The sequence below is a fragment of the Xanthobacter sp. DMC47 genome (genome assembly GCF_056313845.1).
This window is the reverse complement of record NZ_JBQUZM010000004.1, coordinates 1,327,698-1,345,178: the sequence shown is the minus strand read 5'-3', so window position 1 is coordinate 1,345,178 and position 17,481 is coordinate 1,327,698. Positions and strand designations below refer to the sequence as shown.

The following is a 17,481-nucleotide window of genomic DNA, read 5'->3' as shown; positions in this document are numbered from 1 at the left end:
TATTTAGGTCGTCGCCCGCAAATATTGCATCAGGCCTTTTCGACGAAGGTATCCACCACCCGTTTCTCGCCCGCCTTGTCGAACTGCACGGTCAGCTTGTTGCCGTCGATGCCCGTGATTTCGCCATAGCCGAACTTGATGTGGAATACCCGCTCGCCCCGCTTGAAGGCCGAGGAGGGAGCGGCGGAGGAGGCCACCAGCGTACCCTCGATCACCATCGGCCCGCGCCGGGCCGCAGCGCCGGCATCATAGCGCCCGCCGCGCTCGGAAAACCCTCCCCGCCCGCCGCCGCCCGTGTCGGATCGGCCGCGCTGGGTCTGCGCCCGCTGCCAGCCGGGGGTGGAATAGGAGGAGGCAGCGAAGGGCTCGGCCCGGTCGAACCGGCTCTGGCCGTAGCTGCCGCCGCCGCCGTAGGACGAGCCGCCCCAGCCCATGCCCCCGCGGCTTTCCTCGACCTGAACGTGCGCGTCCGGCAGTTCGTCGAGGAAGCGGGAGGGCACCGTCGAATTCCACATGCCGTGGATGCGCCGGTTGGAGGCGAACCAGATGCGGGCGGAGGCACGGGCGCGGGTGATGCCCACATAAGCGAGCCGCCGCTCCTCCTCGAGGCCCGCCTTGCCCTGCTCATCCAGCGCGCGCTGGTGAGGGAACAGGCCTTCCTCCCAGCCGGGCAGGAAGACGGTGTCGAACTCCAACCCCTTGGCCGAATGCAGGGTCATGACCTGCACCGCATCCTCGCCGGCGCCGTTGTCCACGTCCATCACGAGGGAGATGTGCTCGAGGAAGCCGGGCAGGTTCTCGAACGGCTCCATGGAGCGCACCAGTTCCTTCAGGTTCTCTAGCCGCCCGGCGGCCTCGGCGGAGCGGTCCTTCTGCCACATCTCCGTATAGCCGCTCTCGTCGAGGACGATCTCGGCAATCTCGGTGTGGGACATGGTGCGCGCCTGCTCGCGCCAGCGCTCGAAGGCCTGGATGAGCCCGCGCAGCGTCCCGCGCACCTTGGGCTTCAGCTCCTCGCTCTCGGTGAGCACGCGCGCGGCTTCCTGAAGGGGCACACCGGCGGCCCGGGCGACATCATGAATCTGCTTCACCGTGGCATCGCCGATGCCGCGCTTGGGCACGTTCACGATGCGCTCGAAGGCGAGGTCGTCGGCGGTGGAGTTCACGCAGCGCAGATAGGCCAGAGCATCGCGAATTTCCGCCCGCTCGTAGAAGCGCGGGCCGCCGATGACGCGATAGGGCATGCCCAGCGTGACGAAGCGATCCTCGAACTCGCGCATCTGGAAGGAGGCGCGGACCAGGATGGCGATCTCCGATAGCCGATGCCCGGCACGTTGCAGCGCCTCGATCTCCTCGCCGACCGCGCGGGCCTCCTCGCCGCTGTCCCACGCCCCGGTGACGGAGACTCGCTCGCCCTCGTCGCCCTCGGAGAACAGGGTTTTCCCCAGCCGCCCCTCATTGTGGGCGATCAGGTGGGCGGCCGAAGCGAGGATATGTCCCGTCGAGCGGTAATTGCGCTCCAGCCTGATGACCTTGGCGCCGGGAAAGTCGCTTTCAAAGCGAAGAATGTTGTCCACCTCCGCGCCGCGCCAGCCATAGATGGACTGGTCGTCGTCGCCGACGCAGCAGACATTCTTCGAGCCCTGCGCGAGCAGGCGCAGCCACAGATACTGGGCGACGTTGGTGTCCTGATACTCGTCCACCAGCAGATACTTGAAGCGCCGGTGGTATTCGGCGAGCACGTCGGGGTTTTCGCGGAACAGGCGGATGCCTTCCAGCAGCAGATCGCCGAAATCCACCGCGTTCAGCGCCTTGAGGCGCGCCTGATAAGCGGCATAGAGCATCCCGCCCTTGCCGTTGGCGAAGACGGCACCCTCGCCGGGCGGAACGTCCTTGGGCGAAAGGCCGCGGTTCTTCCAGCCGTCGATGGTGGCGGCGAGCAGGCGTGCCGGCCAGCGCTTCTCGTCGATGTTCTCGGCGGCGAGGAGCTGCTTGAGCAGGCGGATCTGGTCGTCCGTGTCGAGGATGGTGAAGCCGCTCTTCAGCCCCACCAGCTCGTGGTGGCGCCGGAGGATGCGCACGCCGATGGAATGGAAGGTGCCGAGCCAGGGCATCCCCTCGATCTGGTCGCCGACCATGCCGTGGATGCGGTCCTTCATTTCCCGCGCGGCCTTGTTGGTGAAGGTCACCACCAGGATCTGCGAAGGAAAGGCGCGGCCGGAGGCAAGAATATGGGCGACACGGGCGGTGAGCACGCGCGTCTTGCCGGTTCCGGCGCCGGCAAGCACCAGCAGAGGACCGTCAAGCGTCTCCACCGCCTCGCGCTGCTCGGGATTGAGGCCGGAGAGATAGGAGGCCTGCGGCCCGGCGGGCGCGATGCCGGCACGCGCCCGCGCGGCAATGCCGCCGGGCTTCAAGGCGGGAAGCTCTGGCGCTCCGCCGGGTTCATGGCCCGGACGGCGCGGGGATTCAGGCGGTCTCAATGCAACAGGTCTCGGTGCGCGTGATTCGCTCAAGGGAACAAAATGGCATCGCGCGCGCCGGATTGCGAGCTTGGCCGCGGATGATCCTTCACCTGAGCAGTTCGAGCGTGCCCTCGCGCCGCCAGGTCCGGGCCCTGAGCCGGGGTGCCAGCCACCACGACAGCGGCGCGGACACGATCGACGAGCCGATCACGACGAAGGGCATCACGCTCATGGCGTCGCGCGCCAGCGGCGACAGCAGCAGCGCCAGCAGGCCGGCAAAGAACGTGACGGCCTGGATCATCATGAACAGCATGGCGGCGAGTTGCAGCCGGATCGACATGGGCGAGCCTCCTTCCGAAATCACATCCCGGAAGGGCAACAGGTGTGTGCCCGGGGTGGTTCCCGGCGGGCGTTCAGGTTCCTGCGAGGTCACCGGCGGCATCAGGCAAGGAGGGCGCGGCCTTGGGGGCTCCGGGGGCGGGCGACGGGAGGTGGACCACGTAGAACTTGCGCACCGCCGTCACGCTCTTCCACACCCCCTTGAACCCCGAGGGAATGACGAAGGATTGCCCGGCGAGGAAGGTCTCGGTGTGGCCCGAAGCATCGGTGAGTTCCACCGTGCCTTCGATGAGGACGCAGAATTCGTCCTCGTCGTAGCTCACCTCGATCTCCGACGGGGCGGAGGCCCAGAAGCCCGCCGAGAAGGCGCCAGTGCGATCCTGATACCATTCATGCACGGTCGTCGCCGCACCGGGGTCGAGCGGCGGGTGCGGATCGAAGCGGATGGAGCGGATGGCCATGGGGGTCACTCCCTGCGCGCCTGGCGGACGGCGTGGGTCGCATCCTTCGCCTGTCCGGCATTCTGCCGCAAGGGTGTGCGGATGCCTGCGACAAGAATGGCACCGACCCCGAAGAAGGCGACCAGCACCGCCACCCCCGCGCGCTGGCTTTGGGTCAGGGCGGTAACGATGGCGACCGTGGTGGGGGCAGCAAACGAGGTGATCTTGCCGGAGAGCGCGAACAGGCCGAAGCATTCGCCGATATTCTCCGGCGGCGCGAGGCGCACCAGCAGGGTGCGCGAGGCGGCCTGGAGTGGGCCGGCCACCGCGCCGATCAGGAGGCCGAGGCCCACATAGACCTTCTCCGGCACGGTGCCGTAAAGACCCGTTCCCGGCGCGGTGGGCACGAGGCCGAACAGGATGGAGTCGCGCGCCACCGAGAGAAGCCCGACGCAGGCGAAAAGCAGCGCGAGGAGCGCGCCGAGGATGACCACGCGCGGGCCGAAGGCATCGTCCAGCCACCCCCCGGCCAGAGCCCCGGCCGTGCCGGTGAGGGTGAGCAGGATGCCGAAGATCCCGATCTCGATGGAGCCCCAGCCGAAGGTGCCCGCCGCATAGATGCCGCCGAAGGCGAAGAGGGCGACGAGGCCGTCCGCATAGATCATGTTGGCGATGAGGAAGCGGGCGAGGGCCGGGCGCGCCTTCAGCTTCGGCATCAGGACGCGGATTTCGGACAGTCCCTTGCGCACCGCCTCGCGCGGCGACAGGCCTTTCGCGCGGTCGGGCACGAACAGGAACATGGGCAGCACCAGCACCGCGAACCAAACAGCGGTCAGCGGGCCGCAGAAGCGGTCGCCCTCGCGGGTCGCGGCGTCGAGGCCGAAGGCCGGCGGCCGGCCGATGAGGGTGAGGCCGGTGTCCGGCGCGGTGGAGAAGAAGCAGAGCATCAGCGCGAGCGACACCAGCCCGCCGAAATAGCCCGCCGCCCAGCCGGTGCCGGAAAGCCGGCCCAGCCGCTCCGGCGGCACGAGGTCGGGCATGATGGCGTTGTTGAAGACGGTGGCGAACTCCACGCCGATGGTGCCGATGGCGAAGGCGGCGAGGATGAGCGGGATGCGCGCGGTGTCGCCGGGCACCGCGAACCACAGCAGCGCCGAACCCGCCATGAGCATCAGCCCGAAGACCGCGATCCACGGCTTGCGCCGGCCGGAGGCATCGGCCACCGCGCCGAGGATAGGCGAACAGATGGCGATGACGAGCCCCGCCGCCCCGGTGGCAAAACCCCACAGGCTCTGCCCCTCTGCCGGCGTCGGTGCCACGGCGGAAGCGAAATAGGGGGCGAAGATGAAGGTCGTGATGAGCGTAAAATATGGCTGGCAGGCCGGATCGAACAGGATCCAGCCGACCACGGCCCGGCGCGGGACGCGGGCGAAGGGCTGCGAGGAAGGCAAGGGCGGGTTCCGGCTGGCAAGCGACGCCGCACCATGGCAGCCCGAACGCCCGAGGGAAACCGTGCGCGGGCGTGAGTCTCCTCAGGCGGTAAATTCCGGCATGGGCTCGGCCCCTGCCGGCACCACATGTTCCACCAGCGCCGCGATCGCGGATGCCACAAGCACGACGGCGCCCACCGGCGCGGCGGAAAAGAACTCCTCCTGCACCGCATTGCCGTCTTCGTCCTTGAAGGCGGAGGAGGCGGCGCGCACGGCGACCGCCTCGGTCACGAGGTAGCCGTCCTTGATGAGGTCGCGGGCAATGGCCTTGGGCGGGCGCTTGTCCCGCACATGCAGCGGATCCTCGTCGCCGGCCCGCCAGACCACCTTGTAGATGTACATGGCGCTTCCTGCTCCCTGCATCCATCCATCCCCTGAACGCCACGGTCGAGCCCCTCGTTCCGGCCCGCCAAGCGCGATCTCGCAGTGCCATGGATCAACTGCCACGCCGCAGCGTTGATGCCCTGTTCGGCGCCGCGGGCGCGAAATTGGGGAGAGGCGGCGATGCTGCAGTCACAGGATCCGTCGTTGCCCGGCCCGGCCGCAGGCGCCGATCTGCCGGGACGGGACCGGCTGCTCGCCTTCTTCACCGCCATCGCCATCGTCACAGTGCTCTATGTGGGGCGCGACGTGTTCGTGCCCATCGCGGTGGCCATCCTCCTCGCCTTTGTGCTGGCTCCGGTCATTCTGGTGCTGAGGCGCGTGCGGGTGCCGCGGACGGCGGCGGCGGTGGTGGTGGTGATCGCGACCTTCGTGGGCCTGCTGGCGCTCGGCTCGGTCATCGCGCTCCAGACCTCAGATCTCGTCGCCGAGCTGCCGAAATACCGGCTGAACCTGAGCGACAAGATACGCTCCCTCAAGGAGGCGACCGGCGGCTCCGGCACGTTCGAGCGGACCATGGACATGATCCAGGATCTCGGCCGGGAACTCGAGGCTCCGGATCCGGCCAAAGCCGCGAAGGAGGAGGGCGGGCTCCTTGCGACGGGCGGTCGGCCTCTGCCGGTGGAAATCCGCCAGCCGCCGCCCGGCACGCTCGGTACCCTCTCCACCGTCATGGCGCCACTGCTGCATCCTTTGGCGACGCTCGGCATCGTCTTCATCTTCGTGCTGTTCATCCTGCTCCAGCGCGAGGACCTCAGGAACCGTTTCGTGCGCCTCGCCGGCGCCCACGACATCCAGCGGACGACGGCAGCGCTGGATGATGCGGCACGGCGGCTGTCGCGCTTCTTCCTGGCCCAGGTGGGCTTGAACGCCGCCTTCGGAACGGTGATCGGCCTCGGCCTGTGGTTCATCGGGGTGCCGAGCCCGCTGCTGTTCGGCCTCGCCGCGGCGGTGCTGCGCTTCGTCCCCTATGTGGGCGCGGCGGTGGCCGCTGCATTGCCCATCGGCTTTGCGCTGGCGGTGGACCCCGGCTGGACCATGGTGCTGTCGGCCGCCGCCCTCTTCATCGTGGTTGAACCGCTGGTGGGTCATGTGATCGAGCCGCTGCTCTATGGCCGTTCCACCGGCCTCTCGCCGGTGGCGGTGATCGCCGCTGCCACCTTCTGGACCTGGCTGTGGGGGCCGATCGGCCTCTTGCTCTCGACCCCTCTTACCTTGTGTCTGGTGGTGCTCGGGCGCCACGTGGAAAGCCTCGAATTCCTCGACGTGGCACTGGGCGACCGGCCGCCCCTGTCGGACAGCGAACTCCTCTATCAGCGCCTTCTGGCCGCGGACCCCATCGAGGCCGCCGCCGCCGCCGAGGAGGTGCTGCGGCAGAAGGATCTCGATGCCTATTGCGACGGCGTGGTGATGCCCGCTTTGAGGCTTGCCCAGCGGGATGCGGCGCGCGGCGCGCTCGACGCCAGCCGGCAGGAGCGCATCCGCGACACCCTCGCGGACCTTCTGGACCACATGCCGGAGCCGGACGAGAAGCCCCCTGCGGCCGCGGACGAGAGCGGCGAGGCCGCGCCCCGGCCACAAGGCCCCCAAGTGCTGGTCCTGCCCGCCCGCTCGGCGCTCGACGAGGCGGCAGCCCTGCTTCTGGTTCACCGGCTGATGGCGGACGGTATTGAGGCCGAGGCGGCCCCGGCCGGTGGTGCGCGCCGGCTGGCGACGGGGCAGGCGGAGGCGATCATCCTCGCCTATCTCTCTCCCGCGACGCCGGCGCACCGCCGCTACACCATCCGCAGCCTCAACCGCGACCGCACCGGCCGGCGTGTGGTGGTGGCGGATTTCATGGCTGAGGAATCGCCGGCCGTCCTCCAGGGCGAGGCGGCGGCGGTGTCCACGGTGAAGGGGGCAGTGGAGGCTGCACAGGTGGAGGCGCCCGCCTCCCCCGCTCCCGCCGTCGTTCCGGTGCGGGCGGGAGCGGCCTGAGGGCCCTCCGACCGAGCCGGGGGGCGACGGTTAAGCCAGCGCCCTCTCAGCTCTTCACCAGATCGCCCAGGAGGCTCGCGGCCAGGGTCAGCTTGGAGAGGCTGAGGCCGGACTGGGCGATGTCGCGCACCGTGCGGCGCATGCGCTCCACCTCCTCGCGGCGGCGGCCCACATAGGCCTCCACCGCGGCCTCGCCGGAGACGCCCTCCGCCAGCATCGCCTCGGTGATGCGGCGCAGGAAGGTCTCGAGCTGGGCGAGCGAGCGGTCCAGCGCCAGCCGGTCATAATAGTCCGGCGCCATGATGCCGCGCGACTGGGCGAGCAGATCATCGATGGCGAAGTAGCGGCCCGCGGCGAAGAAGGTGCTGGCCGCGCTGGGGATGGCCTTGCCGGTGGTCTCGGCAATCAGCGCGATGTCCGATGCCGCCGCCAGCGCCGGCATGGAGGCGATACGGCGCGCCAGCTCTTCGGGCACACGCTGGGCCACGAGATCCGCCACCCGTCCGGCGCGGTCCTTGCGCCAGATTTCCGGTAGGCTTTCGTCCAGGGCGGCGGCGACCGCAGCGACCCCGCTGCGGTAGCGCTCGACGACGCCGGCGATGCCATCGGCGAACGAGACGTTGCCCAGGAACCAGATGGTGCGCCCCACCATCAGGTCCTGCACCGCCGCGTAGAGCTGGAGCTGGACGTGCCCGTCCACCTTGTTGTCCAGCGCATCGATGGCGGCGGTGAGTTCCGGCAGGTGGTAGCTGTCGCGCACCGCCGCGAAGGCGCGGGCGATGGAGGCGGCATCGCCACCCGTCTGGTCCGAGATGCGGGCCATGGCGGAGGGGCCGCCCTGGTTGACGATGGCGTTGGCGAGGCCCGTCGCGATGATCTCCCGATGGAGGCGGTGGGTCTCGATGGCGTGGGGATAACGGTCCTGCAACTCGTGCGGGAAGTAGTGCACCAGCTCCCCGGAGAGATAGGCGTCGTCCGGCACGCTGGAGCCGACGAGATCGTCCTTCAGGGCGAGCTTGGCATAGGCGAGGAGCACCGCCAGCTCGGGCCGGGTGAGGTGCTCGCCGCGTGAGCGACGGTCGGCGATCTCGGCGTCCGACGGCAGGAACTCCACCGCGCGGTCCAGTTCGCCCCGCGCCTCCAGCATCTGCATCAGGCGCTGCTGGAAGGCGAGATCGTCCGCGCCCTTCTGCTCGGCGAGGGACAAGGCGAGGGTCTGTGCATAGTTGTTGACGAGGACGAGGCGGGCCACTTCGTCGGTCATCTGCTTCAGGAGCGCCGCCCGGTCCGGCACGCTGAGGTCGCCCATCTCCAACGGCTTGGCGAGGGCGATCTTGATGTTCACTTCCACGTCGGAGGTGTTCACGCCGGCGGAATTGTCGATGGCGTCGGTGTTCAGCCGCACGCCCTTGCGGGCCGCCTCGATGCGCCCGCGCTGGGTCATGCCGAGGTTGGCGCCCTCGCCGATGACCTTGGCGTTGAGATCGGCGGCGGCGATCCGCACTGCGTCGTTGGCGCGGTCGCCGGCTTGGGCATCGGTCTCACTGGAGGCGCGCACGTAGGTGCCGATGCCGCCGAAGAACAGGAGGTCCACCGGCGCCTTGAGAATGGCGTTGATCAGCTCCGCCGGGGTGGCGCTGGCCTTCGGGAAGCGCAGCAGCGCGCGGACTTCCTCCGAGAGGTCGATGCTCTTGGCGCTGCGCGGGAAGATGCCGCCGCCCTTGGAGATGAGGGAAGCGTCATAGTCCGCCCAGGAGGAGCGGGGGAGGTCGAACAGGCGCCGACGCTCGGCGAAGGAGGAGGCGGGGTCCGGCTCGGGATCGAGGAAGATGTGGCGGTGGTCGAAGGCCGCCACCAGCTTCAGCGCCGAGGACAAGAGCATGCCGTTGCCGAACACGTCGCCCGACATGTCGCCGACGCCGGCCACGGTGACGGGGGTCGTTTGGATGTCGATGTCCATTTCCCGGAAGTGACGCTTCACCGCCTCCCAGGCGCCGCGGGCGGTGATGCCCATGGCCTTGTGGTCGTAGCCCACCGACCCACCCGAGGCGAACGCGTCGTCCAGCCAGAAGCCGTGCCGGGCCGAAAGGGCGTTGGCGGTGTCGGAGAAGGTGGCCGTGCCCTTGTCTGCGGCGACGACGAGATAGGGGTCGTCCCCGTCGAGCCGCACCGTGTCGGCCGGGGGCACCACGGCGCCGCCCTTCAGATTGTCGGTCAGGTCGAGGAGGGAGGAGACGAACACCTCATAGGCCGCCGTGCCCTCGGCGAACACCGCCTCGCGCGAGCCGCCAACGGGCAGGCGCTTCGGCACGAATCCGCCCTTGGCGCCCACCGGCACGATGACGGCGTTCTTCACCTGCTGCGCCTTCACCAGGCCGAGGATCTCGGTGCGAAAATCCTGCGGCCGGTCCGACCAGCGCAGACCGCCGCGCGCCACCTTGCCGAAGCGCAGGTGGACGCCCTCGACGCGCGGCGAATAGACGAACACCTCATAGAGCGGGCGGGGCAGGGGCAGCCCCTCCACCCTGGCGCTCTCGAACTTGATGGCGATGGGCTCGCGCAGGCGGCCCTGCGCATCCTTCTGGTAGTAGGTGGTGCGCAGCGCCGCATCCACGAGATTCACGAAGCGCCGCAGGATGCGGTCTTCGTCGAGGCTGGACACCTCGGCGAGGGCTTCGTCGATGGCCTCGCGCAGCGGCGCCTCCCGGGCGGCGCGGGCCTCGGGGGAGGTGTCCTGCGCCGGGTCGAAGCGGGCGTGGAACAGGCCGACGATGGCCTGGGCGAGTGTGCCGTGGCGGTTCAGCGTCTGCCAGATATAGTCCTGCGAGAAGGGGATGCCGGCCTGCCTGAGATAGCGGCCGAGCGCGCGCACCAGCGCCGCCTCGCGGAAGCTGAGGCCGGCATCGAGCACGAGCGCGTTATAGCCGTCATTCTCCGCCGCGCCGCGCAGCACGGCGTTGAGGCAGTCCTCCAGCCGGGTCGCGGAGCCTTCCACGGCGATGGAGCCCCCGTCCGCCCGCTCCAGCGACATGTCGTGGACCCAGCTCTTGGGACCGCCGGCGGGCTCGATGCGGAAGGTGCGCTCGTTGATGGCCTTGAGGCCCATGTTCTCCAGCATGGGCACCCGCGCCGCCAGCGGGAGGGGGGCACCATAGGAGAGGAGGCGCAGCGCGATGCGCCGGTCGTCGTCGCCGTCCCGGCGGTAGAAATCGAGTGCGACGGGGCGCTCCTCGGACAGGCGTTCGAGCAGCTCGATGTCGGCAAGCGCCGTCGGCACGCCATAGGCTGCGCGGTAGCCGGGATCGAAGGCTTCCACATAGCGGCGGGCGAGGCGGGTAGAATCGGCGCCATTCATGCCGGGCAGCGCCGATACGGCGGCTGAAAGGCGATCACGCCAGGTGAGGATGGCATCCGCCACCGCCCGTTCCAGCTCACCCTTGTCCACTTCCGGGATGCGCCCTTCGGTGCGGCCGATGTCGTAGTGCACGCGCGTGAGCGGCAGGCCGGCGACGAACGCCTGCTCCAGGGACGTGACCGTTCCGCCGTAGGATTGTTCGAGGATGGCGCCAACCCGGTCGCGCACCTGCGCATCGAACCGCTCGCGCGGCAGGAAGGTGAGGACGGAGACGAAGCGGTCGAACCGGTCGGCCCGCGCCAGCACCTTCAGGCGCGGCCGGTCATAAAGGGAGAGGATCTCGCGGGCGTGGACGAGCAGCGTCGGCACGTCGATCTGGAACAGGTCGTCGCGCGGATAGGTCTCCAGCACGGTGGAGAGCGCGCGGGCGGAATGACTGTCCGGCTCCAGCCCGGCGCCGCGGATGACGGACTCCGCCTTGAGGCGCAGATAGGGAATCTCGCGCAAAGAGTGGGTGTAGGCGGTGGAGGCAAACAGGCCGATGAGCCGCACCTCGCCGATGAGCCGGCCCTTCTCGTCGTGGGCCTTGATGCCCACATAGTCCATCACATCCCGCCGATGCACCCGCGAGCGCAGGCTGGCCTTGGTGAAGAGGAGCGGGGTCGGGCCATCGAGGAAGGCGCGGATTTCCGGCGTCGTCACCACGGGCGCATCGCCGAGGCGCAGTTCATGGACGTCGGGATTGCGCAGGATGCCGAGGCCGCTGTTCTCCTCCGCCTTGAGCCCGTCCTCGGTCAGCTCGTAGTGGCGCAATCCGAGGAAGATGAAATTGTCCTCGTTCAGCCACTCCAGAACGTCGGCGGCTTCCTCGCGAGCGTCGTCGTCATAGGGCCGCTTCTCGCGCCGATAGCCCTTGGCGAGGCTCTTCACCTGCTTGCGCATGGCCGAAAAGTCGAGATTGGCGGCGCGCACGTCGGCGAGCGTCCGCTCCAGCCCGGCCTTCAGCTCCGCAGCTGCCGTCTCGTCGATGGCCGCCACATGGATGTGGATGAGGCTTTCGCGGTTCTCTTCCGACAGGCCGCGGGGGCCGGCGCTCTCCAGGCCGCGCACCGCGCCGTCGCCGTCCCGCTCCACATGCAGGATGGGGTGGGCGGCGAGCTTCACCACCAGCCCGCGGTCGGCGAGTTCGCCCGCGACCGAATCGAACAGGAAGGCCATGTCATCGTTCACCGCCTCGATGACGGTGATGGCCGGGCCGGGCAGGGCGGGATTGAACACCCGCACGCTCGGCTGGCCCTTGGGGCGGCCGGCCACATGGGCCCAGGCCTCGCGCAGCAGGACGACGATGCAGGCCGCCGGGAGGGGCGCCAGGTCTTCCGGCGCCACGGCGGCGAGGAAGGTGTCGGTGAAGCCGGCCGGCAGGTGAGGCGCTTCGCGTTCGACGAGCGCTTTCACCGCGGCCAGTGCCGTCTCGTCGTGGAGCCCGTGCGCACCGGCTTGAAATCCCATGACGTTCATGGCCTTTCCTCACTGTGTGGCCGCCGGCTGCGGGTTTCCCAGGCACGGCGAGCATGACGTTGTGGCCCGGAGCGGCGACGCTGGAATGACGAGGCGACCCAATGGCACCGAAAGTGAAGGCAGCAGGGGGCGTGGAAAAGGGCAAAAGCGCGACTGCCGCAAATAAAGGCAGGCCCGAAACTCAGGCGGCGGCGTCCGGCGGGAAGTCTTCGGCCAAGAAGTCCGTCCCGAACAAGGCCGTTTCTCCGGCCGAGCCTGCCCGCAAGCGCGACGATCTTCCCACCGTTGCCCTCGCCATCCCGCCCGCCGAGCTCGATGCGCAGAATCAGGCCTATTTCGACAAGTGCGTGGAGAAGATCGGCTTCGTGCCGAATGTCCTTCAAGCCTACGCGCTCGACATGGCGAAGCTGAACGCCTTCGCCGGCATGTATAATGACCTGATGCTCGCCCCCTCCGGCCTCTCGAAGCTGGAGCGGGAGATGATCGCGGTGGTCGTGTCCAGCATTAACCGCTGCTATTACTGCCTGACGGCGCACGGCGCCGCGGTGCGCCAGCTGTCCGGAGATCCCATCCTCGGCGAGCAAATGGTGATGAACTATCGCGCCGCCCGGCTCGATCCGCGCCGCCGGGCCATGCTCGACTTCGCCGCCAAGCTCACCGAGCGCCCCCATGAAGTTGAGGAGGAGGACCGGGCGGCGCTGCGCAAGACCGGTTTCTCCGAGCGCGACATCTGGGACATCGGCGCCGTGGTCGGCTTCTTCAACATGTCCAACCGCATCGCCTCGGCGACGGACATGCGCCCGAACGAGGAATACCACGCCCAGTCGCGCACGCCGAAGGGGTGAGGATCGGCCCCAGGGCTCGCCCGCCGGACCGGGAAGATATATCCTTATGGATATAGCTTTCAGGATCGGGAGGCGCGGCATGGGTTCGGCGCACGGGCTGTTGATCTTTCTTCTGCTGCTCTCGCCCGCGCTTGCCGTTGCTCCGGCGGCGGTGAGGGCGGAGACGGCCGGGGAGGATTGCGCCACGGCGGCATGGCCGCTCGCGTCCGCGCGCACCCGCCTCGCGGCGCCGGTTCGGACAGTGGAGTCGGGCGGACGCCTCTCCTTGCCGCTGGAGGGCGCGGTGACGCTGGCCTTGTCGGATCGCGTATCCCTCGCACTTCCGTTCCCGCCGACGCGGCAGGGGCGGGAAGCTTGGGCCGGGTTCGCGCACCTCACCGTCCCTTCGCCTGGTGGAGACTACCAGGTCACGGTGTCGGAGGGCGCGTGGCTCGACGTGTTCGTGGACGGCAAACCATTGGCGCCGCTCGCCTTCACCGGGGTGCATGCCTGTCCGGGCGTCCGCAAGAGCCTGCGCTTCCGGTTGCCCCCGGGCGAGGCTGTGCTGGTGGTGGGCGATGCCGTCGGTGCCAGTCTCGGACTGGTCATCGATGCAGTTGCGCCGTAAGCCGGCAACAACTTGAACTCAACTCGGGCGCGTATGGCTGTGGATTACCTCCTGCCGCTACGGCGCTCAGACAATAGTGGTAAGATCGAGCTAGACATTTGTCGACGGCCCGGTCTATTGACGCAGCCGCGGCGGAGCGTGCTAGCTTGCGCCCCAAGATCAAGCGCACCGGTCAAGGTGCCTTTAGTTGCGGAGGTCGGCTGAAGCGTGCTCGCCTGCGACGCGCGGCCGGGGAACAGCGAGGGCGCCTTACGATCATGGACAGCGTCTCAGACGTGCCCTACATCGTTGAAGCTTCAGGTCTTACGAAGGAATTCAAGGGGTTCGCTGCGGTCAAGAACGTTGACCTCAGGATCCGCCGACACACCATTCATGCCCTCATCGGGCCGAACGGTGCCGGTAAGACCACGTGCTTCAACCTGATTACCAAATTTCTGGAGCCGACGCGCGGCACCATCAAGCTGAACGGCCGCGATATCACGCGCACGCCGCCGGCGGATGTAGCGCGGCTTGGCATGGTCCGTTCGTTCCAGATCTCGGCCACGTTCCCGCATCTCACCGTGCTTGAGAACGTCCGGATCGCGCTGCAGCGGCCCATCGGCAACTCATTCCACTTCTGGCAGTCGGAGAAGAGCCTCGAAGCGCTCAACGACCGCGCCATGGAGCTGATCGCCGACGTGGACCTGACGCAGTACGCGAAGCATCTGGCGGTGGAATTGCCCTACGGCCGCAAGCGCGCGCTGGAGATCGCCACCACGCTGGCGCTCGAGCCGGAGATGCTGCTGCTGGACGAGCCCACCTCCGGCATGGGCCGCGAGGACATCGCCCGCACGGCGGACCTCATCAAGCGCGTCTCCGCCAACCGCACCATCCTCATGGTGGAGCACAACCTTTCGGTCGTGGCCAACCTTTCGGACCGGATCACCGTGCTGGCGCGCGGCGAGATCCTCACCGAGGGGCCCTATTCCGAAGTGTCGAAGAACCCGCAGGTGATCGAGGCCTACATGGGCACCGGTGGAGCGCATTGATGGCCGCGAACGGAACGCCCCTTCTCGAGGTGAAGGACCTGCACGGCCATTATGGCGAGAGCCACGTGCTGCACGGCATGACCTTCGACGTCCATCCGGGCGAGGTGGTGACGCTGCTCGGCCGCAACGGCGCGGGCAAGACCACCACCATGCGCGCCATCATGGGCCTCCTGCGCAAGCGCGCCGGCTCCATCCGCTATCAGGGCACTGAAACGGTTGGATTGCCGCCCAACAAGATCGCCCGGCTCGGCATCGCCATCTGCCCGGAAGAGCGGGGCATCTTCTCCTCGCTCTCCGTGCGCGAGAACCTGCTGCTGCCCCCCGTGGTGCTGCCCGGCGGCCTGACCGTCGACGAGGTTCACGAGCTGTTCCCGCGGCTCGAAGAGCGCCGCAACAGCCAGGGCACCAAGCTCTCGGGCGGCGAGCAGCAGATGCTGGCCATCGCCCGCATCCTGCGCACGGGGGCGAAGCTCCTGCTGCTCGACGAGCCCTCCGAGGGCCTCGCGCCGGTGATCGTGCAGCACATCGGCGAGATCATCCGGAACCTCAAGAAGAAGGGGTTCACGGTGCTGCTCGTGGAACAGAATTTCCACTTCGCCTCCACCGTCGCCGATCGCCACTACGTGGTGGAGCACGGCCGCGTGGTGGACATGGTGGAAAACGACAAGATCGCGGAAAACGCGGCGCGTCTCGAAGCATTTCTCGGCGTGTGACGCCGGGTTCCTGACAGCGAGAAAATCCGGTTCCAGCCGGAGGGAGGACACATCATGCGTCTTGCAGCCGTATTGCTGGCCGCCGCCAGCGTCGTCGTTGCCGCTGGCGCCGCCAAGGCCCAGGTTCCCGTCAAGATCGGCGTTCTCAACGACCAGTCCGGCCTCTACGCCGACCTCGGCGGCCAGGGCTCCGTGTGGGCCGCCAAGAAGGCGGTCGAGGACTTCGGCGCCGCCGCCAAGGGCCTCAAGGTGGACGTGATCTTCGCCGATCACCAGAACAAGGCCGACGTCGGCACCTCCATCGCCCGCCAGTGGTACGACGTGGACGGCGTGGACGTCATCCTTGACGTGCCCAATTCGGGCGTGGCGCTGGCGGTGAACACCGTCACCAAGGAAAAGAACAAGGTCTTCATCAATTCCGGCGCGGCCACCTCCGACCTCACCGGCAAGGCCTGCACGCCGAACACCGTCCACTGGACTTACGACACCTATGCGCTGGCCAACGGCACCGGCAAGGCGATCGTGAAGACCGGCGGCGACACCTGGTTCTTCCTCACCGCCGATTACGCCTTCGGCCACGCGCTCGAGCGCGACACCTCCAAGGTGGTCGTGGACAATGGCGGCAAGGTGGTGGGCGCGGTGAAGGTGCCGCTCAACAATGCCGACTTCTCCTCCTTCTTGCTGCAGGCGCAGTCGTCGAAGGCGAAGATCGTCGGTCTCGCCAATGCCGGCGGCGACACCATCAACTCCATCAAGCAGGCGTCGGAATACGGCATCGTCGAGGGCGGCCAGAAGCTCGCCGGCTTGCTCATCTTCCTCACCGACGTGCATTCGCTCGGGCTGAAGACCGCCCAGGGCCTGACCCTGACCGAAGCGTGGTACTGGGACCAGACCGACGCCAACCGCAAGTTCGCCGACGCCTTCGCCGCGGCCAACGGCGGCAAGCGTCCGACCATGGTTCAGGCGGGCGTCTATGCCGGCACCCTGCACTATCTGAAGGCGGTGGAGGCCATGAAGTCGGCCAAGGACGGCGCTGCCGTCGTGGCCAAGATGAAGGAAATCCCCACCGACGACCCGCTGTTCGGCAAGGGCGAGGTCCGGGTCGATGGGCGCACCATTCACCCCATGTATCTCTACGAGGTGAAGAAGCCCTCCGAATCCAAGGGTCCGTGGGACTACTACACCCTGAAGGCGACCATCCCCGCCAACGAGGCGTTCCGTCCGCTCTCCGAGAGCGACTGCCCGCTCGTCAAGAAGGGCTGATCCAGCATCCGGACCGGGCGGGTCCTCAGGGCCCGCCCGGTCCTCCTTCGTGTCCGGTACCTCAGTTCCGGTTGTCGCTTGCGGTTTCCGCCGTTTCCTCCTGACGAGACGGGTCTTCGATGTTCGAGCTTCTCGGCATTCCCCCCCAGGCCCTGTTCGGGCAATTGCTGCTGGGCCTGATTAACGGCGCGTTCTACGCCATGCTGAGCCTCGGGCTCGCGGTGATCTTCGGCCTTTTGAACGTCATCAACTTCACCCACGGCGCGCAATACATGATGGGCGCGTTCGGGGCGTGGATGTTGCTGAACTATGCCGGCATCCCCTTCTGGGGGGCGCTGGTGCTCTCGCCGATCATCGTCGCGATCATCGGCATGGTCATCGAGAGGACGCTGCTCAAACGGCTGTACCATCTCGATCATCTCTACGGCCTGCTGCTCACCTTCGGCCTCGCCCTCATCCTCGAGGGCCTGTTCCGGCGTCAGTACGGCTCCTCGGGCCTGCCCTACAACAATCCCCTGCCGGGCGGCACCAACCTCGGCTTCATGTTCCTGCCCAACTACCGCGCCTTCGTGGTGGTGGCGTCCCTCGTGGTGTGCCTTGCCACCTGGTTCGTGATCGAGCGCACCAAGCTCGGCTCCTACCTGCGCGCCGCCACCGAGCGGCCGGACCTGGTGCAGGCCTTCGGCATCGACGTGCCGCGCATGATCACGCTCACCTACGGCTTCGGCGTCGGCCTCGCCGCGCTCGCCGGCGTGCTCGCCGCCCCGGCCTACCAGGTGAGCCCCACCATGGGCTCCAATCTCATCATCGTCGTGTTCGCGGTGGTGGTGATCGGCGGCATGGGCTCGATCATGGGCGCCATCGTCACCGGCTTCGGTCTCGGCGTCATCGAGGGCCTGACCAAGGTCTTCTATCCCGAGGCCTCGTCCACCGTGATCTTCGTCATCATGGCCATCGTGCTCATGGTGAAGCCCGCCGGCCTGTTCGGCACCGCGAAGTGAGGCCGCAGCGATGAGCTCCGCAACCCATCCCGCCGCCGCGCCCGCCGCCTCCGGCTCCG

13 protein-coding genes are annotated in these 17,481 nt (G+C 68.1%); 7 read left to right on the top strand and 6 right to left on the bottom strand.

Annotated features, from left to right (window positions below; genetic code table 11):
* Window positions 1-29: 29 nt before the first annotated feature.
* From ACT54R_RS18035 to ACT54R_RS18015, 5 genes are all read right to left on the bottom strand, one after another.
* Window positions 30-2,417, bottom strand: coding sequence for an ATP-dependent helicase (locus ACT54R_RS18035; RefSeq protein WP_476328564.1), 2,388 nt, complete (start codon window positions 2,415-2,417; stop codon window positions 30-32).
* A gap of 154 nt (window positions 2,418-2,571) precedes the next feature.
* Window positions 2,572-2,805, bottom strand: a complete 234-nt coding sequence (locus tag ACT54R_RS18030) for a hypothetical protein (RefSeq protein ID WP_476328562.1) — start codon at window positions 2,803-2,805, stop codon at window positions 2,572-2,574.
* A gap of 73 nt (window positions 2,806-2,878) precedes the next feature.
* Complete coding sequence (locus ACT54R_RS18025) at window positions 2,879-3,265, bottom strand: cupin domain-containing protein (protein ID WP_476328560.1); 387 nt, start codon at window positions 3,263-3,265, stop codon at window positions 2,879-2,881.
* 5 nt (window positions 3,266-3,270) lie between these two features.
* Window positions 3,271-4,695 (bottom strand): MFS transporter, encoded by a 1,425-nt coding sequence (locus ACT54R_RS18020; protein ID WP_476328558.1) that lies wholly within the window; start codon window positions 4,693-4,695, stop codon window positions 3,271-3,273.
* 81 nt (window positions 4,696-4,776) lie between these two features.
* Entirely contained in the window at window positions 4,777-5,097 is a 321-nt protein-coding gene (locus ACT54R_RS18015; protein WP_476328556.1) for a hypothetical protein, read from the bottom strand.
* A gap of 141 nt (window positions 5,098-5,238) precedes the next feature.
* Between ACT54R_RS18015 and ACT54R_RS18010 the strand changes: the two genes are divergently transcribed.
* Window positions 5,239-7,092, top strand: coding sequence for an AI-2E family transporter (locus ACT54R_RS18010; protein ID WP_476328554.1), 1,854 nt, complete (start codon window positions 5,239-5,241; stop codon window positions 7,090-7,092).
* Window positions 7,093-7,138: 46 nt separating this feature from the next.
* Here ACT54R_RS18010 and ACT54R_RS18005 read toward each other — a convergent pair whose 3' ends face one another.
* On the bottom strand, window positions 7,139-11,965 hold the full coding sequence (locus tag ACT54R_RS18005) for an NAD-glutamate dehydrogenase (RefSeq protein WP_476328552.1): 4,827 nt from the start codon (window positions 11,963-11,965) through the stop codon (window positions 7,139-7,141).
* 296 nt (window positions 11,966-12,261) lie between these two features.
* Between ACT54R_RS18005 and ACT54R_RS18000 the strand changes: the two genes are divergently transcribed.
* From ACT54R_RS18000 to ACT54R_RS17975, 6 genes are all read left to right on the top strand, one after another.
* Complete coding sequence (locus tag ACT54R_RS18000; RefSeq protein ID WP_476329225.1) at window positions 12,262-12,810, top strand: peroxidase-related enzyme; 549 nt, start codon at window positions 12,262-12,264, stop codon at window positions 12,808-12,810.
* Window positions 12,811-12,889: 79 nt separating this feature from the next.
* The gene (locus ACT54R_RS17995) at window positions 12,890-13,417 is read left to right on the top strand and encodes a hypothetical protein (protein WP_476328550.1); all 528 of its coding nucleotides are present in this window, start codon (window positions 12,890-12,892) and stop codon (window positions 13,415-13,417) included.
* 257 nt (window positions 13,418-13,674) lie between these two features.
* Window positions 13,675-14,445, top strand: coding sequence for an ABC transporter ATP-binding protein (locus ACT54R_RS17990; protein ID WP_476328548.1), 771 nt, complete (start codon window positions 13,675-13,677; stop codon window positions 14,443-14,445).
* Window positions 14,445-15,158: an ABC transporter ATP-binding protein gene (locus tag ACT54R_RS17985; RefSeq protein WP_476328546.1), complete on the top strand. Its 714-nt coding sequence runs from the start codon at window positions 14,445-14,447 to the stop codon at window positions 15,156-15,158. The genes ACT54R_RS17990 and ACT54R_RS17985 overlap by 1 nt, the downstream gene beginning before the upstream one ends.
* Before the next feature lie 54 nt (window positions 15,159-15,212).
* A complete protein-coding gene (locus tag ACT54R_RS17980; RefSeq protein WP_476328544.1) occupies window positions 15,213-16,421 on the top strand; it encodes an ABC transporter substrate-binding protein in 1,209 nt (402 codons plus the stop codon).
* 119 nt (window positions 16,422-16,540) lie between these two features.
* Window positions 16,541-17,422, top strand: a complete 882-nt coding sequence (locus tag ACT54R_RS17975; protein WP_168462586.1) for a branched-chain amino acid ABC transporter permease — start codon at window positions 16,541-16,543, stop codon at window positions 17,420-17,422.
* Window positions 17,423-17,481 lie beyond the last annotated feature (59 nt).